The sequence below is a fragment of the Agrococcus sp. GW821-FHT14H11 genome (assembly GCF_058803545.1).
In genome coordinates this window covers 118,915-140,740 of sequence record NZ_JBXAPA010000009.1, presented here as the reverse complement: position 1 = coordinate 140,740, position 21,826 = coordinate 118,915, and the positions used below count along the sequence as shown (strand labels likewise).

The following is a 21,826-nucleotide window of genomic DNA, read 5'->3' as shown; positions in this document are numbered from 1 at the left end:
GGTCGAGTAGCCGCCGGAGGCGGCGTATCGAGACCGGGGCGGTCGCGTCTCGATACGGCCCTTCGGGCCTACTCGACGAGCGGGGAGCGGGGGAGCGGGTGGCGGTGAGCGGCGCGCTCAGCGCACCTGCCTGGCCCGGAACTGCATGCGCGGGTGCGCGAACGCGTCCTGCGCCTGCACGAGGCGCAGCTCGCGCTCGCCCGACTCGAGGGTCGTCTGCAGCAGGTCGAAGACGCTCGAGGCGGTGCGCTCGAGCGCGGTCGCCGCGGAGCCGGTCTCGCGGTAGTGCGCGGTGAAGACGGCGCTCGTGACGTCGCCGGAGCCGTTGGCCTTGAACGGCAGGTGCGGCGTCTGCAGCAGCCACGCGCCCTCGTCGTCGACCGCGAGCATCTCGATGGTGTCGGCCTCGCGGTCGGGCCGCAGCACGCTCGTCACGAGCACGGTGCGCGGTCCCAGGTCCCGCACGCGGTCGACCGAGTCGAGCGTCGACGCGATGGTGTCCGGATCGGTGCCCGTCATGAACCCGAGCTCGAACTGGTTGGGCGTGAGGATGTCGGCGTGGGGGAGCGCCCGCTCGCGGATGAGCGGCGGGATGGTCGGCGCGACGAAGCAGCCCGACTTCGCGTTGCCCATGACGGGGTCGCACGTGTACGTGGCGGCCGGGTTCGCGGCCTTGACGCGCGCGACGGCGTCGAGCACGACGTCGACGATCTCCTCGCCGCCGAGGTAGCCCGAGAGCACGCCGTCGACGGTGCCGAGCACGCCGCGGTCCTCGATGCCGGCGACGACCGCGCGCACGTCGTCGGCGGGGATGAGCGGGCCGCCCCACGAGCCGTAGCCGGTGTGGTTGGAGAAGTTGACGGTGAGCACGGGCCACACCTCGTGGCCCATGCGCTGGAGCGGGAAGACGGCGGCGGAGTTGCCGACGTGGCCGTAGGCGACGTGCGACTGGATCGACAGGAACCTCATCCCCCGATCCTCCCATCCAGCGCCTCCAGCAGCGTGCCCTGCACGAACAGCACCCAGTCGGCGACGTCGCGGAACTGCGCGATGTCGTCGTCGGTGACGTCCGGATGCAGCTGGCCCGGCTCCTGCGAGGTGCGCACGTGCAGCACGAGCCGCACCTCCCCGAGCGACCGCAGCCACGCATCCGCCCCCTCCTCGTCGACCTCGAGCTCGACGTCGTCGCCGTCGACCTCGGTCGGCAGTGCCGCCTCGAGGTCGGCGACCATGCGGGTCATGGAGCGGATGCGCTCGGCTGCGATGTCGACGGAGGCCAGGCGGCGGAACTCGGCCGCGTCCTGCGGGTCGGCGTAGGCGGCCGGGTAGAGGCGGGCCATCACCGGGTCGTCGGCGATCGCGCGCCCGTCGGCGACCGCGCGGTGCAGGCCCAGCACCTGGCGCCCGAGGGTCGCGAGCAGGTCGGCCTCGTCGACGAGCATCGAGCAGCGTGCGACATCGCCGTCGCGGCGCCACGCCCTCACGGCTGCACCCGCTCGAGCGTCGCGACGAGGCCGTCGGCGTGCAGGCCGGCGACGAGCATCTCCTGCTCCTCCCGGGCGCCGCGCGCGACCTCGGCGCGGCCGTCGCGCTCGGCCTGCGCCATGAGCTCGCCCGCTCGCTCGCGGTCGAGCCCGAAGCGGCGCACGAGCACGTGCACGACGTACGCCTGCGGCGTGATCGGGTCGTCCCAGAGCAGCGTCGCCCAGGCGGTCGGCTCGCTCACCGGTCGACCACCTCGATGCCGGCCGTGGTCGGGCCGAGCACGGTCGCGACGATGTGGTGCGCAGCGGTGTCGGGGCCGCGCCGGTCGATCGCGATGCTCCAGAGCGCGAGCGCGAAGCCGAGCGCGGCGAGCGCGACGCCGAGCCACGCGGGCGCGAGGTAGCCGTAGCCCGCGGCGATGACGGCGCCGCCGAGCGTCGCGCCGAGCGCGTTGCCGACGTTGAACGCCGCGTGGTTCGTGGCCGCGCCGAGCAGCTCGGCCTCGCCCGCGATGCGGATGATGCGGGCCTGGATCGTGGGGGTGAGGGCCGAGCCGGCCCCGCCGATGAGGAAGCCGAGCACGTACATCGCGACCGGGTTCGCGCCGAGCAGCCCGAAGAGCGCGAGCGCCGCGATCAGCAGCGGGAACGCGATGAGGATGGTGCGGCGCAGGCTCCGGTCGCTCGCCCAGCCGCCGACGACGTTGCCGATCGTCATGCCGAGCCCGATCGTCATCAGCAGCCACGCGATCGCCGACTCGGGCAGCAGCGCAACGCGCGTGACGATCTCGGCGGCATAGGAGTAGACGGCGAAGAAGCCGCCGAAGCCGACGCATGCGACCGCGATCATGAGCCAGAGGCGCGGGCTGCGGAACGCGGCGAGCTCGCGCCGCGCGGAGCGCGTCGGGTCGCCCGGCACGCGCGGCAGCGCGACGAGCGCCATCACGAGCGTCGCGGCGAAGATCACCGCGATCGCGGCGTAGGTCCACCGCCAGCCGGCCGCCTGGCCGAGCCAGGTGCCGAGCGGCACGCCGATGACGTTCGCGATCGTCAGGCCCGACAGGGCGAGGGCGATGCCGGCGCCCTGCCTGCCCGGGCCCATGATGCGGGCCGCGAGCAGCGAGGCGACGCCGAAGTAGGCGCCGTGGGGCACGGCGGCGGCGAAGCGCGCGACGAGCGTCAGCTCGAAGGTGGGCATGAGCCCGCTCGCGAGGCTCGCCGCCGCGAAGGCTGCGACGAGCAGCAGCACGAGCGTGCGCTGCGACATCCGGGCCGCCCAGATCGACACGAGCGGCGCGCCCACGACGACGCCGAGCGCGTACGCGGTGATCATCCAGCCCGCGTGCGCGATGCCGACCGCCGGGTCGTCGCCGAAGCCGGGCACGAGCTCGGCCGCGGCGAGGGGGAGGATGCCCATGGTCGCGAACTCGGAGGTGCCGATGCCGAAGCCGCCCAGGGCGAGGGTGAAGAGCGCCAGGACGCGCCGGGCCGGAGAGAGCTGCATGCTGCGTCGATCGTACGCGCGTGCGGCGTCGCGCCCGGCTTGCTACATTGGTCAGGTAAGGCTTGCCTCACCTGAGGCTCAGACACCTCGGAGGCGGCGCATGGCGGGACCGGAGCGCGTGGCGGCGGTGGCCCCTCGGTTCATCGAGCTCGAGGTGCTCGGCGCCCAGCAGGTCTCCCCGCACATCCGGCGCATCACGCTCGGCGGCGACGAGGTCGGCGCGATGACGCCGCAGGGCTACGACCAGTGGTTCCGCTTCTTCATGCGCCGCGAGGGGCAGGACGCCCTGCGGGTGCCCGAGAGCCCCTCCACCTGGTTCCCGCAGTACCTCGCGATGCGCGAGTCGCAGCGGCCGTGGATCCGCAACTACACGGTGCGCGGCTTCCGGCTCGACGCCGGCGAGCTCGACATCGACTTCGTCTGCCACGAGGACCCGGGCCCGGGCGCCGCGTGGGCGCTCGCGGCCGAGCGCGGCGAGCGCGCCGTGCTGCTCGACGAGGGCCTGCTCTACAACGACGACGGCCTCGAGGGCGACCTGCTCATGGTCGGCGACGAGTCGGTGCTGCCCGCGATCGCCGGCATCTGCGGCTCGCTCGCGGACGACGCGCGCGGCACCGCCGTGATCGAGGTCGGCCACCGCGACGACATCCAGGAGTTCGCGCGGCCCGAGGGCCTCGACGTGCGGTGGGTCGAGCGCGGCGGCGTGCGCGAGGGCCAGGCGGCGCTCGAGGAGCTGCGCGGCCTGCGCATGCCCGAGCAGCTCGGCTACGCGTACAACGCGGGCGAGCAGTCGCTCGCCACCGGCGCCCGGCGGCACCTCGTGCGCGAGCGCGGCGTCGACAAGCGGCGCATCACGTTCACCGGCTACTGGAAGCTCGGCAAGTCCTACGTCGACTGAGCGTCGAGCGCCGAAACTTCCGGTGAAGTTTCGCACGGGTGACCATCCGGGCATCCTGACGCCCGGATCGGCCGGTGCCGGCCCATCCGCTTGCCTATCGTGAAGACGTGCCCACCGCAGCCTCACTCCCGGTCGAGAGCGCCCACCAGGCGTGGCTCGACCGCGTCGCCCTGGCCGAGCTCGCCGTGCCGATCATCGGCCGCCTCTACCGGGAGCGCGACGTCGTCACGCACGTGCACGGCAAGAAGCTCGTCAACCAGTCGCCGATCGAGATCCTGAAGGCGCACAAGTGGGCGCGCCGCGTGGGCGAGCGCGTGCTGCGCATCGACGACTCGATGCAGGTGCTGCGCATCGTCGACGAGCTGGGACTCCGCGGCATCTCGCTCGACCTGGGCGTCATTCTCGGCGAGGCGCCCGAGGAGGGCTTCGAGGACTGGGCGCGCGCGCACGTCGCCGCGCTGCCCTCGTGGTCGCAGGACGAGCCCACCGACGTCGTGCTCTACGGGTTCGGCCGCATCGGCCGCCTGCTCGCGCGCATCCTCATCGGCCACGCCGGCAGCGGCCTGGGCCTGCGCCTGCGCGCGATCGTCGTGCGCCGCGGCGGCGACGACGACCTCGAGAAGCGCGCGAGCCTGCTGCGCCGCGACTCGGTGCACGGCGCGTTCCAGGGCACGATCGACATCGACCACGAGGCGGGCACGATCCTCGCGAACGGCACGCTCATCCAGGTCATCTACTCCGACGACCCGACCAGCGTCGACTACACCGCCCACGGCATCCAGCGCGCGATCGTCGTCGACAACACCGGCCGCTGGCGCGACGAGGCGGGCCTCGCGCAGCACCTCGCATGCCCCGGCGTCGAGCGCGTGGTGCTGACCGCACCCGGCAAGAGCCCGCTGAAGAACATCGTCTTCGGCGTGAACCACGACACGATCGCCGCCGACGACACGATCGTCACCGCCGCCTCCTGCACCACGAACGCGATCACCCCGGTGCTGCAGGTGATCGACGAGGCGTTCGGCATCGAGCACGGCCACGTCGAGACGGTGCACTCGTACACGAACGACCAGAACCTCATCGACAACTTCCACAAGGGCGCCCGCCGCGGCCGCTCCGCCGCGCTCAACATGGTGCTCACCGAGACCGGCGCCGCGAAGGCCGTCGCGAAGGCGCTCCCGCAGCTGGAGGGCAAGCTCACCGGCAACGCGATCCGGGTGCCGACGCCCGACGTGTCGATGGCCATCCTCAACCTCACGCTCGGCCACGACGTCGACCGCGACGAGGTCAACGAGCTGCTGCGGCGCACGTCGCTGACCGGCGAGCTGCGGGCGCAGATCGACTTCACCGACTCGCCCGAGGTCGTCTCCACCGACTTCGTCGGCAACAACCGTGCCGGCATCGTCGACGGCCTCGCGACGATCGCGAGCGGCCGGCACCTCGTGCTCTACGTCTGGTACGACAACGAGTACGGCTACTCGTCGCAGGTCGTGCGCGTCATCGAGCACATGGCCGACCAGATGGCGAAGGCCCGGCAGCTGCAGCCGGCCTGACACAGACTTGCCGCCGTCGGGACTCTCCTGGGTGGAGGCCCGACGGCGGCAAACCCCTCCCGCGCATCCGACGCGTCCCGCGCGCATCCGATAGCGTCGTCGGCATGCGCGAGGTGACCGAGACCGAGCTGCGGAGCTGCTTCGTCAACGCGACGCAGCGCGAGCTCGACCAGATGCCGATGCCAGGCCTGCACGAGACGATCTGGGCCGAGCGCGAGTACCTCGGCTGGCGCGACCAGCGGTCGTCGCGCATCGGCTACCTCGTGCACTGGCGCGACGACGAGCTGATCGGCGTGGTGGTGCGCTCGGCCCCCGGCGGCATGCGCCCCGGCATCGCGGCCATGTGCTCGCTGTGCCACTCGACGCAGCCCGCGACGCAGGTGCGCATGTTCAGCGCCCGGCTCGCGAGCCTCGACGGCGACACGGGCAGCTCGATCGGCACGTACATCTGCGAGGACCTCGCGTGCTCGCACATCATCCGCACCGGCCCGCCGCACCTCGTGAGCCCGGAGCGGGTGGCCTCGCGCGGCGCGGCGCTGCTCGGCCGCGTGACCCGCTTCACGCAGCGGGTCGAGCGAGCGTCGCGGGAGGCCTGAGCGTGCGGCGGCTCGACCGCATCCGGAACGTGCGGCCGTGGGGCGGGCCCGCCGTGGACGTCGTGCTCGACGGCGACCGGATCGCGGCCCTGGAGCCTGCCGGGAGCCGGTCGGCGGGGAGCGAGCCGCCCGCGGGCTCTGCGCTGCTCGAGGGGCGCGGCCTGCTCGCGCTGCCGTCGATCGTCAACGCGCACGCGCACGTCGACAAGTCGTGGATGGGCCTGCCGTGGCAGCCGTACGGCGGCGAGGGCGGCACCGACGGCCGCATCCGGCACGAGCGGGCGCGGCGCGACGAGCTCGGCATCCCGAGCGTCGAGCGCACCGCCGCCGTGCTCGACGCGCACGTGCGGCACGGCACGACCGCGCTCCGCACGCACGTCGACGTCGACACCGGCATCGGCCTCAGGGGCATCGCGGCGGTGCGGGAGGCCGTGGCCGCCTACGAGGGTGCGGTCGAGGCGACGATCGTGGCGTTCCCGCAGGACGGCGTGCTGCGACGCCCCGGCGTGCTCGCCCTGCTCGACCGGGCGGCCGCCGAGGGCGCGGAGCACATCGGCGGGCTCGACCCGGCCTCCATCGACCGCGACCCCGTGGGGCAGCTCGACGCGATCTTCGACCTCGTGGCGCGCCACGGCTGCGGCCTCGACATCCACCTGCACGACGCGGCCGAGCTCGGCGCCTTCCAGCTCGAGCTGATCGTCGAGCGCACGCAGCGGCTCGGGGTCGCCGGCCGCGTGAACATCGCGCACGGCTTCGCGATCGCGCAGCTGCCCGACGCGCGCCGTCACGACCTGCTGCAGGCGATGGGCGAGCTCGGCATCACGATGACGACGGTCGCGCCGCTGCGGATGGCGCAGCTGCCCATGGCCGAGCTCGACGCGGCCGGTGTCGGCCTCGCCTTCGGGACCGACGGCATCCGCGACCTCTGGAGCCCCTACGGCACGGGCGACACGCTCGGCATCGCGTGGCAGTTCGCGCGGGCCTCGTCGATCGTGCGCGACGACGACCTCGCGCGGGTCGTCGAGCTCGCGACCCGCGACGCCGGCGCCTTCGTCGGCCGCGCGGTGCACGACCTCGTGCCGGGCGCGCGTGCCGACCTCGTGCTGCTCGACGCCGAGCACGCCATGGACGCGCTCGTGCGGGTGCCGCCGCGCCTCGCCGTCGTCGGCGGCGGCCGGCTGCTGCACGAGGCCGTATCGTCGAGCGGGTGAGCGACGACGCCGAGAAGACCCCGCAGCCCGCGAAGACCGATGCGCCCGAGGTGCACGTCGCCGACGACCTGGTCGTGACGCACCACGAGCTCGAGACGCCGGGCGGCACGCTGCGCTACACGGCCCGCGCCGGTCGCGTGGTGCTGTGGGAGGAGAAGGTCGAGTCGGAGGTCTTCCGCGGCAGGAAGCCGCGGGCGCAGATCGCGATCACCGCGTACACGCTCGACGACGCCGACCCGACGGAGCGGCCCGTGACCTTCGCGTTCAACGGCGGCCCGGGCTCGGCGAGCGTCTGGCTGCACATGGGCGTGCTCGGGCCGAAGCGGGTCGTGATGGGGGATGCGGGCGAGCTCGCACCGCCGCCGTACGCGGTCGTCGACAACCCCGAGTCGCTGCTCGCCGTGAGCGACCTCGTCTTCATCGACCCCGTCTCGACCGGGCGCTCGCGCCCCGTCGAGGGCGAGAAGGCCAAGGACTTCCACGGCTTCACCGCCGACATCGAGTCGGTCGCCGAGATCATCCGCCAGTGGGTGACGGCGCAGGGCCGCTGGCTGAGCCCGAAGTTCCTCGCGGGGGAGTCGTACGGCACCACCCGCGCGGCCGGGCTCGCGCAGCTCCTGCAGGAGGAGCTCGGCATGTACCTGAACGGGCTCATGCTCATCTCGAGCGTGCTCGACTTCTCGACCGCCAACTTCGAGCGGGGCGGCGACCGCGCCCACGCGCTGTACCTGCCGTTCTACGCCGCGACCGCCTGGCGGCACGGCTTCCACGAGGGCCGCGAGCTCGCCGACGTCGTCGACGAGGCACGCGCCTACGCCGCGCGCGACTACGCGTACGCGCTCTCCCAGGGCTCCCGCCTCACGGCCGAGGAGCGGGCGGATGCGGTGGCCGCGGTCGCGCGCCTGACCGGCCTGTCGGAGTCGTACGTCGACGGCGCCGACCTGCGCATCGAGCACTGGCGCTACTTCGGCGAGCTGCTGCGCGACCGAGGGCTGACGGTCGGCCGGCTCGACTCCCGCTTCACGGGTCCGGCGGCGAGCGGGATCGCCGAGCACATGGACGCGGATCCGTCGATGGACGCGATCCTCGGGCCGTACTCGGCCGCCTACCAGCACTACCTCCACCACGACCTGGGCGTGCGCGACTCCGGCCCCTTCCACGTGTTCGGCAAGGGCGTGAACGAGGGCTGGAGCTACAAGGAGTTCGAGAACGCGCCCGTGTACGTGCTCGACCGGCTCTCGCGCGCGATGCGGCAGAACCCGCACCTCGCGGTGCACTTCGCGTACGGCTGGTTCGACGGCGCGACGCCGTTCTCGGCTGCCGAGGACTCGGTCGCGCACCTGCGCATCCCGGAGGCGCTGCGCGAGAACCTCGAGCACCGCTACTACGAGGCCGGGCACATGATGTACGTGCACGAGCCGTCGCGGCAGGCCCAGTCGGCCGATCTCGCGGACTTCGTGCGGCGACGCTCCGGCCGCTGACGCGGCGACGCGCTCAGAAGGGCTGGTCGCCCTGCGGCGCGGCGACGCCGAGCGGCAGGCCCCACTCCGGCGGCTCGCGGAACCTCGGGCCCACCGCTGGCGGCTCGTCGACGTAGCGCTCGCCCATCGGCGAGCGGAACTCGAGCACGCCCGGGCTCGTCTGGCGCACCTTCCAGCGCCTCGCGCCGGCGAGCGCGGCGCCCTTCAGCACGTGGTGCCGCCTGCAGAGGTGCGCGAGGTTGTCGGTCGTCGTCGTGCCGCCGTCGATCCAGGGGATCGTGTGGTCGAGGTCGCTGCGGCTCGCCTGCGCGCAGCAGCCGGGCCATCGGCATCGCTGGTCGCGCTGTCGCAGCAGGCGTCGCAGCCTCGTGCCGGGCACGTAGGCGTCGGTCGCCACGACGTGTCCGCGGAGCGGATCGGTGAAGAGCCGGATCCACGCGGTCGCGTCCGCCGCGAGCGCCCGGGCGGTCTCGGGATCGACCGGCGCGCCGCTCGCGAGTCGGGCGACGTCCTCCGCGCCGTTGCCGGTGAGCACCGACGCCGGCATCACGATGCTCACCTCCGCGCGGATGCCCTCGATCGCGGCGGCCGCGGGCTCGCCGGTCAGCAGCAGGTCGCACAGTGCATCGGCGCGGCGCTCGTCGATGCCGCGCGGATCGTCTCCGTCGGCCGCTCGCGCCAGCTGCGTGAGCCGGTCGCGGATGCCGTGGGCCAGCAGCGTGGGCACGATGGCACGCACCATGCTCATGCCGTCGTCGAGATCGGTGATCGTGACGCCGCGCAGCTCACGGGCCGTGCGGTGCCGCTCGGCGAGGGGCTCGGCGAGGTGGCGGTCGAGCTCGCGCCTCGCGAGCGTGCGGAGCCTGCCCGGCGTCGTCGTCTCGGCGTGGGGGAGGAGCGCGGCCTCGAACGCCGCTCGGGCTCCCGGCTCCTGCAGCGCCGCCCCCACCTCGCAGATGACGCGCACGTGGCCGCTGTGGATGCGCGCCTCGCCCCACGCCGCGACGGTGCCCGGCCAGCGGTCGCGCCTGCTCATCGCCTGGGCGACCTCGGCCTCGACTGCTCGGTCGCTGCGACGCTGGCGCAGGGCGAGCTCGCAGGCGAGGTCGCGCACGGCGACCGCGGAGTCGAGCCGCTCGTCGTGCGCGCTCTCGACCGCCATGCCGCCGAGGCCGGCGAGAAGGTGCGCGCGCATCGCCTCGAGCGACGCGATCGCGGCGTCGATGTCGACGACCGCGTGGATGGCGGCCGCGCGCAGCGCGTCGTGCGGAGAGGGCCGCACGAGCTCCTCGAGGTGCCCGGCCTGGGCCGGCTGCCGCTCGCCCTCGGACGCACCGGGTGTGCGGCCACGGAGCCACACCGGACCCTCGAGCGCGGCGGGATCCAGCGGGATCCTCGGCTGCGGCGACTCCGGCGTCATGCGTGCACTCTCGCACGGGCCACTGACACGGGGTGCACTGCCGACAGTCCCGGACGAGCGCGCTGCGTGCCAGCTGCGGCGCACCCGCCGCCCTGCGAATGCGCTAGTCTGTTGCAGTTGCCTTCGGGCAGCTCGATCGCGAGATCGACGGGCTGTGGCGCAGCTTGGTAGCGCACTTGACTGGGGGTTAAGGGGTTTACCCTCCCGGACAGCCCGAATAACTGAAAATTGAATGCCACGGGCTGTGGCGCAGCTTGGTAGCGCACCTGACTGGGGGTCAGGGGGTCGCAGGTTCAAATCCTGTCAGCCCGACGGAAAAGCCCTGATGAGAAGCTATTTTTATCAGGGTTTCGTCGTCTCTGTGAGTAGTTTCTGTTGGTCCCCCTCTGGTTCCCTTTCGGATGTGTCAGCGTGGAATGGAGTCCGCTCCGGAGCCTCTTGGGCGTGCAGCCTGTGGATAAGGGGACCAAAAGGGGACCAGAACGCCCCGTGGACTCATCCGGCGCACGCTAGAGCGACCGGGGCGGACGGGCCCTGCCGCTGGTCTTGGCCGAGCGGGCGAGGAAGGCGTTGGCCTGTTCGGCCGCGGAGGCGAGATGCCGGTCGTCGGGGTGCAGGTAGCCGCGGGTGGTCTCGACGGAGGCGTGGCCGAGGATGTCTTGGAGCACATGTAGCGGGATGCCGGCGTCGGCCATCCAGGTCGCGCCGGTGTGCCGGAGCCCGTGCCGGGTGAGATCGGGCAGGCCGAGGTCGCTGACGATCTGGTCCCAGTTGGTCGCGTCCCGCACGGTCGCGGTGGTGAGCGCGCCGCCTTTAGGGCCGACCAGCAGCCGGTCCTCCGGCTCTTTGCCTTCGGCGAGACGTTCGAGGATCGGCCGCAGCGGGTCGAGGATCGGGACGCGGCGCTCCTTGCGGCCCTTGGTCTGCTTGGTGACGAGCCCGCCCTTGCCGGGGTAGGTCTGCCGGGCGATGACGACGAGGTTCTTGTCGAAGCGGACGTCGCCGGCCTGGAGTCCGGAGACCTCGGAGGAGCGCGCGGCCAGGAGCGCGGCGAGCATGACGAAGTCCGAGTAGGACTGGTCCACCTTGCCGCACGCATCCGCGAGCCGCATCAGCGTGCCCAGGTCGGGGATGGCGTGCGCGCGGGGCGATGCCTGCTCGGCAGGCTGGATGCGGAAGGCGTTGCGGTTCAGGCTGCGCTTGGCACGGTTCTTCGCCGGGTTGATGGCGATGAGCCCGTCCCGCACGGCCTCGTCGAGGACGCGCACAAGCGGCGCGATCGAGTTCTTGATCGTGGATGCTCCGTGCCGTTTCTCCCAGGCGTCGATGGTGCGGTCGATGACCCCGGCGGTGATCTGCGTCACCGGCAGGTGCCCGAGCGCGGGCAGCACGCGGAGCTTGAGCCCGTACCCGTAGGTCTCCCCGGTGGAGGTCGGGTCCAGGCCGCGCGCCCAGCGGTCGCCGATCGTGGTGACGAACTCGGTGAGCGTCATGGACACGTCCATGCCCTTGGCCGACGAGTGCCGCAGCGAGTCGAAGAACGCATGAGCCGCAGCCTCGTTCGCGACGATCTCCGAGCGGATGACCCGGCGCTTGCTGACGGGGTCGGTCCAGCGGGCGCGGGCGCGGATACCGTAGGAGCGGCGTTCCATATCGGTGGATATCTTCACGCCGACCGGCGGCACCGGCCTGGGCTGAGCCTGCGGGAGCGGCTCAGCCTTCCGGGTCATGGCCGCGCTCCAAGCCCGCCAGCCAGGCATCGACCGCATCGATCCGGTACCTGGCGATGCCGCCGAGGCGCAGGAACGGCGGCCCCTGACCGGCAGACCGCCACCTCGACAGAGTCGACTCGGACACCTTCAGGTAGGCGGCGATCTCCCGGCTGTCCATCAGCGGCGAGACCGAGATCGTGCCGGCCGGCTCGCTCACGACAGCTCCCCCGTCTCGGGGTCCAGGCCAGCGTAGAACTCGTCCTCGGCCTGGCGGCGGACGGCGACGTCATTGAGGACGAACTGCACGAAATCCTGGTCGCGGTGAGCGATGATCCGATCCTCGACCGGCTCGGCGGGGTCCTCACCCGGCCAGGCGGTCTGCCTCGTCGGCCGGTCACGGTCCAGGCGAGTGCCGGAGGCGGTGACCCATTCGCGTAGCCGCTGCCGGGCGTCGGCGAAGTCTCGATGCCATCCGAGCGGTGCGGAGCCGTTCTGCTCGGGATCGTAGGCGCACAGCCAGTGCAGATGCAGCGCGCTCAGTTCCCACAACAACTCGGGATGCCGGTGCCAGAACGGCGGGATCACCGAGGCGGGGAGCCCATAGGTGCGGCGCAGCCAGTCGACCCAGCGGTTGAGCTCCAACCATTCGGCTTCCGCCTCCTCGGCGGTGAGCAGGTTCCAGTTGATCGGGTGCGGCGGCTCCGGGATCAGGGGTCCGTCCAGTTCGTCGGCTGGGTCGCCGGCCGGCGCGTCAGGCTCAGGCGTGATGTCGTCATCGGTCACGGTGCTCGCCTCACATCGACCGAGCGGACGCCGATCGCCCCGACGCCCGCGGTGCGGTGAACTCCGCAGGCATCTCTCGGCTGCGGCTACTCGACCGGGAGTCGATCGTGGCGGCGGGGCCGGCCTGTGCGGATCGTTCCGCGTCGCTGCGGCGCCGGCCGATCTTCCAGAACTCGAACTCCTGACCCTCGACCGCCTTGCCGTCCTTGTTGCCGTACATGACGTCACGGATGCGGCCCTCGGCGGTGAAATTGTCACCCTTGGCGAGCAGCGCCGCAGCCTCCTTGGCGGCGGCGTCGTAGGCGACGATCGGCATGTACTGGGTGGGGAGCTTCGTGAACGTCCCGTCCGGCTCCTTGCGAGCTTGCTTCTGCCCGGCGCGGGCATAGAACCTCAGCGTGCCGTCGTGGGTCGTGCTCATCCTCGGCTCGGTGGCGATGTAACCCGAGAACGATTCGTACGTGTGGATAGCCATCCGACCCTCCTCCTGATGTTCGCGGCGACCTCACGTCCGGGTCGCTCTGTCAGGCAGGAGCGCCAGCGCTCTCCTACGCGCGGCGTTGCAGCAGAGACTCGATGCCGGCTTGGTCCGCACGGAGCTGGGCCGCGTCGGGCCGGTTCATCCAGGCGCGCATCCGGGTCACGATGGGCGGTGCGGAGCGCAGGAGGACGAGGGCGGTGCCGAACGGGAGGGTGCGGATCGTGTCGGGCGGCATGATCGGCACGCGGCGGATCGAGCGTTGCGCGGAGCGGGAGCCGCGGTCTCCGATGGTGGTGGAGTCGGTCAGCTCGTCGCGTTCGCCGATGAGGGTGGTCAGGTCGTGCAGGTCCTTCGAGTTGGAGGCGCCGCCGAGGATGATCTTGACGATGCTCGCGTCCCATATCGCGCCGGCGGCGTTCTCGGACCACTTCTCCCGTGCCTGGGCGAGTGATTGCAGGACGGGCATGGTGGTGATCCCGGTGCCGCCGCCTTCGGCCATGAGCGTCGGTAACGAGGGCAGGGGTGCGAGGTTGCCGACTTCATCGAGTGCGAGCAGCAGGGGCGGGTCGAGGCGGGCGCCGGGGCTGGTCGCGGCGATGTGCCGGGCGGCTTCCACGAGGTCTTCCACGAGCGCCGCGACCAGGGCTGCGGAGTTGTTCGCGCCGGCCCCGGTGGCCAGCAGGTAGAGGGTGCCTTTGGCGCGGAGGAACGCTTCGGGGTCGAAGTCCTCGCCCTCGCGCGGGCTCACGGCGTCGAGCACCCGTGGGTCTGCGAGTGCGGCGAGCGAGAGGGAGACACCCTGCCAGATGGAATCGCGGGTGCGGGGGTCGGAGTCGATCATTGCCTGCAAGGAGTCCGCCCATCCGGTGGCGGCCCTCGGGGTTGCGGTGAGGATCGCCACCGCGTCGGCGGCGGCCGAGGGGTCGAGGGTCCAGCGGAACAGCTCACCCGGTGGCCGATGATCAAGTGCTGCGGCGTGGAGCAGGGCTTGGAGGGCGGTGCGGGTCTTGCCCTCCCAGAACCCGCCACCTTCGACGCCGCCGGCCGACAGCCCGGTCCCGGCGGCGAGCCCAGAGGCGCGGATCATGGCAGTGAGGGGGTCCTCGCACCCTCGTATGGGCGACCAACGCAATCCGGCTGGCACGCCCTCGGCCAAGTGCTGGGGATCGAACACCGCGACCGGGCCGACCTTCTCACGGGCGCGGAGGGTCGCGGTGAGGTTGTCTGGCCGGGTGCTGGTGGTGACCACCGCGCCGGGCGCGTCCAAGATCATGTTGGACACGACGAACATGCCCTTGCCACTCCGGGGTGGGCCGAGCAGGAGGATCGAGTCCTCCACGGATGCCCATACGCCTGTGCCGCGTGAGGTCCCGATCCGGTAGCCGACATCCTCCGGTCGTGGGCGGTCGAGGGAGGGGCGTAGGTGCCCGGCGCGATGCAGCAGCGCCTTCGGTGAGGCGGCGCGCGCGACCTCGCCGCGGGTGGCAATCCCGGCGATGCGGTACGGGTCGGTCTTGGCCTGCCGGCCGTGGTCGCGCAGCAGCCGCCATGCCCACCAGCCCAGCACGCCGCTGACGAGGATCAGCACGGCGGCGGTGATCCAGTACGCGACCGCGTTTAGCCCTGGCGCGGCCAGGGGTACGGCGGGGTCGGTGGGGTTCAGGAGCACGCCCAGCCCAGCCTCAACGCCGCCGGTCGGCTGGTTGGTGCCGGTGATCCATGCGGCGACGGAGCCTGCGCCGCGGAGGATGCCGGCGAGGATCGCGGCGGCGATGAGGAGCCCGATGCCGAGGTTGCTCAGCTCGTCCCCGAGCGACCCTGCCGGGCGCGGGGTGCTCATTCGGGGTGTCCGATGGTGAGGGTGCCGGAGACACGGCCGAGCAGGATGACCTCGTGGGTCGGGCTCGCGGCGAACTGGTCGGGGGTGAGCAGGCCGCGCATGGTGCCGTTAGGGGCGGCGTCGCCGTGGGCGATGACGACCGCGACCGCGACATCCTCGCCGGGCACGAACCCCTCCCCGTGGAGCGTGACAAGTGATGGTGCGGCGCGGGGAGCCGGTGTCTCGGGGCCGGGTCGGCGGCGTGTGGTCGGGGTGATGATGTCGGTGAACACGGTGCCGTCCGCCTCACGGACCTCGACCCGCACCGGGCAGCGTCGCTGCTCGGTGAGCCGGTCGAGCACCTGCGCGAAGGAGTCGCGCCGCCACGGCGGGGCGAACGGCTCCGGCTCGTGCGATGTTCCGTCGACGGTGACAGTCATCGTGCCGTCCGCGGCCACGGTCATGACGACGTGCGGCAGCACGACCGGCACCGCTTCCTCCTCTAGGCGCGGCTCGGATGAGGTGCGCCTGTAGCGGGGCCGGGGCATCACGCCTCACCTCCCGAGGAAGGAACTGTCGCAAGGGGTGATGGTTCGTCAGTCTCAGTGAACTTCGGGGTTCCGCCGGTCATGCGGCTGGTGGTGTCGAACGCGGCGAGCTCGGCGGGGTGGAGCTGGTGCTGCACGACGAAGGAGCGGTCCTTGATCCGCCACAGCCCTTGGCCAGTGCCCAGGCCCGGAAGCAGCTTCTGCTCGGTGCCGGTCAGCCCGAGCGCGGCGGCGGTCGAGCCGAGCTGATCGGGTTCCTGCCGGTAGATCACCCGTGTCTCGGCGTTCGCCAGCAGCGAGGAGGCGAGCGCCCGCATCGCGGTCCCTGCATCGCCGACGTTCTCCAGGTCGGTCAGTTTGTGGAAGATGAGCATGTTCGCGATCCCGAAGTGGCGGGCGAGCCGCCATTGCGCGTCCATCCTTCGCAGCAACGACGGGTAGGCCATCAGGCGCCAGGCTTCGTCGTACACGACCCACCGCTGACCGCCGTTCGGGTCCGACAGCGCCGACTCCATCCACGCCGAGGAACAGGTCATCAGCACCGAAATCAGGGTGCTGTTCTCCGCGACCCGCGACAGGTCGAGGGACACCATCGGCAGCGACGGGTCGAACCTGACGGTGCTCGGCCCGTCGAACAGTCCTTGGAGGTCCCCGGCCACGAGCCGGCGCAGCGCATGGCCGACGAGCCTTCCGTCCTCTGCGAGCCGGCCGTCCTCGTCGTCAGCGGCGTTCGGGGTCAGGATGCGGTCAACGACCATTGGGAGGATCGGCACCTCCGCTGACCGCACGGCATCCCGCAACGCCAGGTCGATGGACGTGTGCTCCAGCGGCGTCAGCGCCCGGTCCAGCACGGTCTCAGCAAGCGCGCCGATGAGGTCACGGCGACGAGACGCGACCTGTATCGCCCACTCCGCATCCGACACCGTGGACGGTCGGTGCCCCTCATCGAGCGGGTTGAGCCGGTTGCTCAGCCCGTGGCCCAGCAGGATCGCCCGGCCGCCGACAGCTTCCGCGATCCCGGAGTGCTCGCCCTTCGGATCGCAGGGGATGTAGACCCGACGCCCGAACGGCAGCGACCTCGTGTAGAGGGACTTCGCCAGGCTCGACTTGCCCGAGCCGACGATCCCGGCCAGCACCATGTTCGGGGCGGTGATGAGGCCGCGCTGATACAGCACCCACGGGTCGTAGACGAACGAGCCGCCGGAGTAGAGGTCTTGCCCGACGAACACCCCGGCAGAGCCGAGGCCGGCTTCGGCCAGGAACGGGTACTGCCCGGCCAGCGTCGCGGACGTGTCCTGGTGCTTGGGAAGCCGGAACCGGCCCGGCGTGCGCAACGCCGCCGGCCCCGGCTCACCCGCGGCGGGCAGATAGGTCGTGGCGCGCCGCTCGGCCCGTTCCGCCTCCCACCGCGCCCGCGCCTCCGCCTTCCGCCGCGCCCTGGCGTCGGCCCCGACCTGCGCGGCTGCCCGCCGACGGGCCTTGCGGTGCTTGCGACGCTCGCCGTTCGGGCCGACGAGCACGCTGGTGTGCAGCCGCCCTTCCTCGCTGCCGGTCACAGCGACAGCCCCACGCCGGATGCGGCCGAGTGTGGCGCGCGGGCGAACCAGTCGGTCGCGTCCCGGCGGGCGCTCCGCGCGGACGCGCCCACGGCGGTCTCCGGGATGGGCTCAGGGGTGTCGATGCCGAGCAGGACCGGATCGGGCAGCGCCTCGTGCTCGCGCAGCAGGCTCACGTGCCCGAGGAACGGGCTGTAGGTCAGCTTGTAGACATCCCTGGTGGCGGCCCGGTCCAGCGCCCCGGAGGGCGGGGTGTCGTAGACGTACCCGTTCTCCAAGGCGGCTTGGGTGGTCTCCTCGCCGTAGTCGTATCCGGCCAGGTGCTCGATCGCGGCGTCGGTGCCGTCCCGGTTGATGAGGTCCAGCACCTCGTCGGCCTCCTCGCCTTGGAGGAACACGACGCTGATCCACCGCGAGGCGACTTGTTCGGACTCCGCGAGTTGCGGGCCGTGCTCGGCCAGCTCGCTCAGGGCATCGGCGTTCTGACGTGCGGCCTCCGCGGTCCAGGAGGGGAACAGTCCCTCGTTCTCGGGATGCGTGCCGGGGTTGTCCAGGGCGTACTGGCGGGCCTCGCCCGCGGCCCCGAGGAACCCGGCCAGCTCGCGCAGCGCCCGGTCGGGTTCGACCGGGGCTCCGGCGCCGGTGAACAGGTCTCGCCCCTCGATCGCCTCCCCGGTCCCGGTGTCCTCGATGCGGTAGGCGTAGCGCTGGTGTTCTCCCAGCGGCGTGTCGGTCCACACCGTCAGGACGAGCGTTCCCGCCTGCGTCGTTGTCCGCGCGGTCTCGCTGACGCCGGCGGTCTCTGCCGCCGGATGCCAGGCGATGCGGCCGGAGTGCTGGGAGGCGGCGTCCAGCCGCCACTCCACGGTGTCCAGCAGCGTGCCGGCCTGGTGCAACTCGTCGGCGGCGGCGAGGGCAGCGGTCGCGCCGGCGGCCTGGTCGCCGGCGTCGTCGTCCGCGCGGCCGCGATAGGCGATGTGTGTGCTCGCGAGCTGGTCGAGCACCCGCCGCAGCGATCGCACCCCGGCGAGCAGATCGCCGATCACGGCGTAGGTGTCGGCGGGATCATCGAACGTACGGGTCGCGTGGGCGAGGCCCCGTAGCGCTGCGGCGGCTTCGGCGGCGTCCTTCAGCGGGTCGGCGAAGGTCGGCATGTTCGGCTCCTCACTCGTGGGATTGGGGTCGCCTGGCAGGAGCGCCAGGACGGGTCAGACGGTGCGGCACAGCGGGAGCGCGGCGACGGTGAACGCTTGGGCCTGTTGGCCGACGAGGCGGCGGGTTTCGCAGGAGGCTTGGATGGCGGCCTGCTCGATCGCGGCGACGGCGGTGTCGAGCTCGTCCACGGTCGGCGCGGAGACGGAGATGAGGCCGGTGACGCGCAGGACGCCGTGCCCGGCGGTGAGGTCGGCTTCCTGCTGGAGCACGTCGTCGAGCTCGGCGGTGGAGGCGGCGTCCTCGACCTGCCCGATCTTGCGGCGCTGGGTGGCGTCGCTGATGAGCTCGGTCTTCTTCTTCCTCAGGTCCCTGGCGGCCTGGTCGGCCCGTACCGGGGTGTAGTGCAGTGAGAGGGTGCGCAGGATGCCGTTGGACAGCACCAGCGGGGCGAGGAACCCGGGATACACCTGCGAGCGGGGCCACTCGCTGATCCATAGCACCGCATGGAATGCGCTGTCGGAGTGCAGCCGGTCCCAGGTCTCGGTGACCGCGACCGGGCCGGCGGTGGCGAGGTCGCGGCCGAGGGTGCCGTGCCGTTCCAGCGCGGGGCCGGCGGCGGGGTCGTAGGCGGAGCGGAGGATGACGGCGACCTCGCCGGGGGTGAGCCACCCGGTCGAAGCGAGCTCCGCCGCCCGGAGCGCCGTGGTGAGGGTAGTCATCTCCTGCCGGAGCACCGCCGCGGCCCCGCGCATCCCGCCCCCGGAGGTCCTGATCTGGCGTGCGGCGGCCTTCATGTCCAGCGCCATGCTGATCGTCGTCGCGTGCCGTTCCCCGGCAGGGCCGGCCCGCTCGATCAGCTCCGCATAGGTGGTGGCGGCCCAGGAGCCGTCATCGGTGCCGTGCGTGCGCCACCACTCCGCCAGTCCCGTGCCGGAGTCGGGCAGGGTGCGCTCGGAGACTTGGACGCGGGCGATGCGCCCCGACCGGCACGCGGCGGCGAGGACGCGGCCCCAGCCGGAGACGCGGCGCTGCTGCTCGCCGGGATCGAGGAGCACGAACGCCGGATGCGAGACGCCGAGGATCGCGGTGAGGGTCTGGGCGTGCGGGTCGTGGATCATCGCCGCCCCGGTCTCGGGGTCCTCCCACTCCCGCAGCGCGGCCGCGTCGCCGGGCAGGGCGAGCGTCCCGGCAGGGCGAGGCTTGATGACCCTGCGGCGGTGGACGAGCTGCCCGAGATAGGTCCGGCCCACCCAGCGGGCGACGATGGGCACCCACTCGATCACCTTCCGGCCCCCGGCCGGGATCACCGCGAGCAGCGCGGCCGTGCCCCATACCGGGCTGGCCCAGGCAAGTCCCATGCCGCCGCTCGTGTAGAGGGCGGCGACGACGGTGAGGATCGCGATGCCGAGCGCGACGAGCTGCGGCACCGACAGACCGAGCATGACCCCGCGGCGGGCGAGCCGGGAGAACTGCACCGGCGACAGCGCATAGCCGGTGTTCTGCTTGTCCGTGGACATCCGGGTTACTCCTTCCCAGGCCGGCCCGGCTTGGCAGACGGTGGCGGCGGGTCCGAACGACGCGACGGCGACGCGGAGCGTGGTGCCTGGCGGGCGGGCGGGCTCGCCTGCGCCGGCGGCACCGGCGGCGGGGATGCCTGCTCGCCGGCGGCCCCGGCGTGCCCCTCGGCCGCGCCGCCGACTGCGGCTCCGGTCTTGGGGCCGGCGGTGGCCGCGCCCTTGACGACAGCGGCCCCGGCGACCGCGGCGGCACCGACCGGGCCGGCCGCAGCTCCCGCACCCGCGGCACCAGCACCAGCACTCGCCCCAGCCCCGGCGCCCGCGCCACCACTGGCTGCCGCGCTCGAGCCCGCCTTGGCGGCAGACGCGCCTCCCGCCGCAGACGTACCGCCCGCCGGTGCGCCGCTGCCGGTGCCGGTCTTGCCGGTGGGCGGGCTGCCGCCGTCGAGCACCTTCTTGGCGCTGTCGCCGGAGGGTGCGGCCGGGACCGGGACGGGGCGGTTCAGCGCTGACTTCGCCTCCTGCTCGCTCGACATGGCGTGGTACATGTCGAAGCCCACGAAGGACAGGAACTTATAGGTGATGTACGGGGCGAACGCGGCGATGAACATCAGCACCACGCCTGCGATGGGATCGCTGATGGAGGCGAGGTCGGCCTCGATCGGCGCGGAGACTTGGGCGATGGCGACGAGGAAGATCACGACCAGCACGAGCTTGGAGAAGATCAAGGCGATCACGAATGTCGCCCACTTGGCGAACCAGCCCTTGGTCGCATCCCACGTCGCCCCGGCCAGCGCAATCGGGCCGAAGACGATCGCCACCAGCAGCAGCGCCTTGCGGATCAGCAGGGAGAACCACACGGTCGCCGCCGCGGAGATGGCGAGGCCGGCGAGGAAGATGGTGATGATGGCGCCGACGCCGGGTGCGGCGATGTTGATCCCGACCAGGCCGGCGGCGAGCAGGGCGATCCGGTCGCCCATCCCTTCCATCGTGTTCCCGGTGGCCTGCACGATCCCCACGGCGAGCTGGTCGGTGACTTCCAGCAGCAGCGCCGTGAGCGTGATGACCAGGAACGACCCCAGCACGGACTTGGCGAGGCCGAGTGCGGCGCGGGACAGGGCGGTGGGGTCGCGGTGGATGAGGCCGGTGATGAGTTGCAGGCAGAAGAACACGAGCATCACGAAGACCGCGACGCCGAACAGGACGTTGTAGACGCCGATGTACTCGGGGCTGGTGACATCCACGAGGGTGGTGGTGTCGAACACGGACCAGACGGCCTCGAACAGCCAGCCGGCGGCGGCGCCCATCGCCTGGGCGAGCCAGTCGAACGGGGCCGCGACCAGGGAGGCGATGCCTTCGCCGACGAAGCCACAGACCTCGGAGATGACCGGGATGTCGCAGACGCTCATCGGCCCGGTCCCCGGTGATCCGTCGTCCGGGTGCGCGGGTTCATACGGCTTGGCCCACGTTCCAGAAGAAGTTGACCAGCGTCACCGAGGCACCGCAGATGATCGCCGCCCCGCAGGAGACGAGGACGCCGACCTTCCCGCGTGAGGCGAGGTGCGGGTTGGAGGAGTTGGCGCCGAAGCCCCACACGATCGCGGACACGATCAACGCCAGGACGGAGAGGATGAGGCCGATGGTCATGACTGCGCCGACGATGACGCGCAGTTGCTCGATGCCGGGAAGGCCGGACGAGTTGGGGTCGATGTCGATCACAGTGGGCTCCCTCAGTCAGCTCGAACAGGGTTCTGGCTGTCAGGAGCGCCCGCCGGATCACGGGAGTACGGTGGGACGGAGGACGGCCTCGGCCGATGCGCCGTCGTGAAAGACGAGACGGGGTGCACAGAAGGAATGAGTACCGACACCGCAGGCGACTCGGAACTGACACCGCGAATCGGCAAAGTCGCGCGCCGCGAACTGGCCCTGCACGGAATGACCACCTACGCGCAGCTCACGGCCACGACACCGGGAGAACTGCTCGCCATCCACGGAGTGGGCCCGAAGGCGGTCCGCATCCTCGGCGACGAGCTCCGCGAACGCGGGCTGAGCTTCCGCTCACCCTGAGCCCGCCGCACGACCGCGGGAAGCGCACGCCTGAGTGCGCGCTA

General features: G+C 72.1%; 22 protein-coding genes and 1 tRNA gene. 7 read left to right on the top strand and 16 right to left on the bottom strand.

Going from position 1 to position 21,826, the window contains the following annotated elements; translation table 11 throughout:
• Positions 1-117 precede the first annotated feature (117 nt).
• From pdxY to AC1RNL_RS11410, 4 genes are read right to left on the bottom strand one after another with little or no spacing between them, the layout of a single operon-like run.
• Positions 118-969: a pyridoxal kinase PdxY gene (gene pdxY / locus AC1RNL_RS11425; protein ID WP_492935303.1), complete on the bottom strand. Its 852-nt coding sequence runs from the start codon at positions 967-969 to the stop codon at positions 118-120.
• Complete coding sequence (locus AC1RNL_RS11420) at positions 966-1,484, bottom strand: DUF2017 family protein (protein WP_492935302.1); 519 nt, start codon at positions 1,482-1,484, stop codon at positions 966-968. Before AC1RNL_RS11420 ends, pdxY begins: the two co-directional genes overlap by 4 nt.
• Positions 1,481-1,726, bottom strand: a complete 246-nt coding sequence (locus tag AC1RNL_RS11415; RefSeq protein WP_128189291.1) for an ATP-dependent Clp protease adaptor ClpS — start codon at positions 1,724-1,726, stop codon at positions 1,481-1,483. Before AC1RNL_RS11415 ends, AC1RNL_RS11420 begins: the two co-directional genes overlap by 4 nt.
• Positions 1,723-2,988 (bottom strand): MFS transporter, encoded by a 1,266-nt coding sequence (locus tag AC1RNL_RS11410; RefSeq protein ID WP_246990754.1) that lies wholly within the window; start codon positions 2,986-2,988, stop codon positions 1,723-1,725. The genes AC1RNL_RS11415 and AC1RNL_RS11410 overlap by 4 nt, the downstream gene beginning before the upstream one ends.
• Positions 2,989-3,088: 100 nt before the next feature.
• Here AC1RNL_RS11410 and AC1RNL_RS11405 point away from each other — a divergent pair, with 100 nt between their 5' ends.
• The 5 genes from AC1RNL_RS11405 to AC1RNL_RS11385 all read left to right on the top strand — a co-directional run bounded on the left by AC1RNL_RS11405 (position 3,089) and on the right by AC1RNL_RS11385 (position 8,724).
• Positions 3,089-3,886: a siderophore-interacting protein gene (locus tag AC1RNL_RS11405; RefSeq protein WP_246990755.1), complete on the top strand. Its 798-nt coding sequence runs from the start codon at positions 3,089-3,091 to the stop codon at positions 3,884-3,886.
• A 107-nt stretch (positions 3,887-3,993) separates the two neighbouring features.
• Positions 3,994-5,436 carry a glyceraldehyde-3-phosphate dehydrogenase gene (locus tag AC1RNL_RS11400; protein ID WP_492935301.1) on the top strand — a complete coding sequence of 481 codons (1,443 nt, stop codon included), beginning with the start codon at positions 3,994-3,996 and terminating at the stop codon, positions 5,434-5,436.
• A gap of 104 nt (positions 5,437-5,540) precedes the next feature.
• On the top strand, positions 5,541-6,032 hold the full coding sequence (locus AC1RNL_RS11395; protein WP_128189287.1) for an FBP domain-containing protein: 492 nt from the start codon (positions 5,541-5,543) through the stop codon (positions 6,030-6,032).
• Positions 6,033-6,034: 2 nt separating this feature from the next.
• A complete protein-coding gene (locus tag AC1RNL_RS11390) occupies positions 6,035-7,243 on the top strand; it encodes an amidohydrolase family protein (RefSeq protein ID WP_492935300.1) in 1,209 nt (402 codons plus the stop codon).
• Positions 7,240-8,724 carry a S10 family peptidase gene (locus tag AC1RNL_RS11385; RefSeq protein WP_492935299.1) on the top strand — a complete coding sequence of 495 codons (1,485 nt, stop codon included), beginning with the start codon at positions 7,240-7,242 and terminating at the stop codon, positions 8,722-8,724. Before AC1RNL_RS11390 ends, AC1RNL_RS11385 begins: the two co-directional genes overlap by 4 nt.
• A gap of 13 nt (positions 8,725-8,737) precedes the next feature.
• Here the strand turns inward: AC1RNL_RS11385 and AC1RNL_RS11380 are convergent, their stop codons facing one another.
• Complete coding sequence (locus AC1RNL_RS11380) at positions 8,738-10,144, bottom strand: HNH endonuclease signature motif containing protein (protein WP_492935298.1); 1,407 nt, start codon at positions 10,142-10,144, stop codon at positions 8,738-8,740.
• Positions 10,145-10,382: 238 nt separating this feature from the next.
• Here AC1RNL_RS11380 and AC1RNL_RS11375 point away from each other — a divergent pair.
• Positions 10,383-10,456, top strand: a tRNA-Pro gene (locus AC1RNL_RS11375).
• A 197-nt stretch (positions 10,457-10,653) separates the two neighbouring features.
• Here AC1RNL_RS11375 and AC1RNL_RS11370 read toward each other — a convergent pair.
• From AC1RNL_RS11370 to AC1RNL_RS11320, 11 genes are all read right to left on the bottom strand, one after another.
• A complete protein-coding gene (locus tag AC1RNL_RS11370) occupies positions 10,654-11,874 on the bottom strand; it encodes a tyrosine-type recombinase/integrase (RefSeq protein ID WP_492935297.1) in 1,221 nt (406 codons plus the stop codon).
• Positions 11,858-12,073 (bottom strand): helix-turn-helix transcriptional regulator, encoded by a 216-nt coding sequence (locus AC1RNL_RS11365; RefSeq protein WP_492935296.1) that lies wholly within the window; start codon positions 12,071-12,073, stop codon positions 11,858-11,860. Before AC1RNL_RS11365 ends, AC1RNL_RS11370 begins: the two co-directional genes overlap by 17 nt.
• Positions 12,070-12,639 (bottom strand): hypothetical protein, encoded by a 570-nt coding sequence (locus AC1RNL_RS11360; RefSeq protein ID WP_492935295.1) that lies wholly within the window; start codon positions 12,637-12,639, stop codon positions 12,070-12,072. Before AC1RNL_RS11360 ends, AC1RNL_RS11365 begins: the two co-directional genes overlap by 4 nt.
• Positions 12,640-12,649: 10 nt before the next feature.
• Positions 12,650-13,114, bottom strand: a complete 465-nt coding sequence (locus AC1RNL_RS11355; RefSeq protein ID WP_492935294.1) for a single-stranded DNA-binding protein — start codon at positions 13,112-13,114, stop codon at positions 12,650-12,652.
• Positions 13,115-13,187: 73 nt separating this feature from the next.
• On the bottom strand, positions 13,188-14,960 hold the full coding sequence (locus AC1RNL_RS11350; RefSeq protein WP_492935293.1) for a type IV secretory system conjugative DNA transfer family protein: 1,773 nt from the start codon (positions 14,958-14,960) through the stop codon (positions 13,188-13,190).
• The gene (locus AC1RNL_RS11345; protein WP_492935292.1) at positions 14,957-15,430 is read right to left on the bottom strand and encodes a hypothetical protein; all 474 of its coding nucleotides are present in this window, start codon (positions 15,428-15,430) and stop codon (positions 14,957-14,959) included. Before AC1RNL_RS11345 ends, AC1RNL_RS11350 begins: the two co-directional genes overlap by 4 nt.
• 56 nt (positions 15,431-15,486) lie before the next feature.
• Entirely contained in the window at positions 15,487-17,043 is a 1,557-nt protein-coding gene (locus tag AC1RNL_RS11340; RefSeq protein WP_492935291.1) for a VirB4 family type IV secretion system protein, read from the bottom strand.
• A complete protein-coding gene (locus tag AC1RNL_RS11335) occupies positions 17,040-18,197 on the bottom strand; it encodes a hypothetical protein (protein ID WP_492935290.1) in 1,158 nt (385 codons plus the stop codon). Before AC1RNL_RS11335 ends, AC1RNL_RS11340 begins: the two co-directional genes overlap by 4 nt.
• Before the next feature lie 54 nt (positions 18,198-18,251).
• A complete protein-coding gene (locus AC1RNL_RS11330) occupies positions 18,252-19,715 on the bottom strand; it encodes an SCO6880 family protein (RefSeq protein WP_492935289.1) in 1,464 nt (487 codons plus the stop codon).
• Positions 19,716-19,720: 5 nt separating this feature from the next.
• Entirely contained in the window at positions 19,721-21,124 is a 1,404-nt protein-coding gene (locus tag AC1RNL_RS11325) for a TrbL/VirB6 family protein (RefSeq protein WP_492935288.1), read from the bottom strand.
• A gap of 40 nt (positions 21,125-21,164) precedes the next feature.
• Entirely contained in the window at positions 21,165-21,434 is a 270-nt protein-coding gene (locus AC1RNL_RS11320) for a DUF6112 family protein (protein ID WP_492935287.1), read from the bottom strand.
• 135 nt (positions 21,435-21,569) lie between these two features.
• Here AC1RNL_RS11320 and AC1RNL_RS11315 point away from each other — a divergent pair, with 135 nt between their 5' ends.
• On the top strand, positions 21,570-21,782 hold the full coding sequence (locus AC1RNL_RS11315) for a helix-hairpin-helix domain-containing protein (protein WP_492935286.1): 213 nt from the start codon (positions 21,570-21,572) through the stop codon (positions 21,780-21,782).
• Positions 21,783-21,826 lie beyond the last annotated feature (44 nt).

What these genes read in the sequence shown, in the direction of transcription:
- pdxY (WP_492935303.1), bottom strand. Translation starts at nt 969, where the DNA reads ATGAGGTTCCTGTCGATCCAGTCGCACGTCGCCTACGGCCACGTCGGC.
- AC1RNL_RS11410 (WP_246990754.1), bottom strand. Translation starts at nt 2,988, where the DNA reads ATGCAGCTCTCTCCGGCCCGGCGCGTCCTGGCGCTCTTCACCCTCGCC.
- AC1RNL_RS11405 (WP_246990755.1), top strand. Translation starts at nt 3,089, where the DNA reads ATGGCGGGACCGGAGCGCGTGGCGGCGGTGGCCCCTCGGTTCATCGAG.
- AC1RNL_RS11395 (WP_128189287.1), top strand. Translation starts at nt 5,541, where the DNA reads ATGCGCGAGGTGACCGAGACCGAGCTGCGGAGCTGCTTCGTCAACGCG.
- AC1RNL_RS11380 (WP_492935298.1), bottom strand. Translation starts at nt 10,144, where the DNA reads ATGACGCCGGAGTCGCCGCAGCCGAGGATCCCGCTGGATCCCGCCGCG.
- AC1RNL_RS11370 (WP_492935297.1), bottom strand. Translation starts at nt 11,874, where the DNA reads ATGACCCGGAAGGCTGAGCCGCTCCCGCAGGCTCAGCCCAGGCCGGTG.
- AC1RNL_RS11355 (WP_492935294.1), bottom strand. Translation starts at nt 13,114, where the DNA reads ATGGCTATCCACACGTACGAATCGTTCTCGGGTTACATCGCCACCGAG.
- AC1RNL_RS11350 (WP_492935293.1), bottom strand. Translation starts at nt 14,960, where the DNA reads ATGAGCACCCCGCGCCCGGCAGGGTCGCTCGGGGACGAGCTGAGCAAC.
- AC1RNL_RS11335 (WP_492935290.1), bottom strand. Translation starts at nt 18,197, where the DNA reads ATGCCGACCTTCGCCGACCCGCTGAAGGACGCCGCCGAAGCCGCCGCA.
- AC1RNL_RS11330 (WP_492935289.1), bottom strand. Translation starts at nt 19,715, where the DNA reads ATGTCCACGGACAAGCAGAACACCGGCTATGCGCTGTCGCCGGTGCAG.
- AC1RNL_RS11325 (WP_492935288.1), bottom strand. Translation starts at nt 21,124, where the DNA reads ATGAGCGTCTGCGACATCCCGGTCATCTCCGAGGTCTGTGGCTTCGTC.
- AC1RNL_RS11315 (WP_492935286.1), top strand. Translation starts at nt 21,570, where the DNA reads ATGAGTACCGACACCGCAGGCGACTCGGAACTGACACCGCGAATCGGC.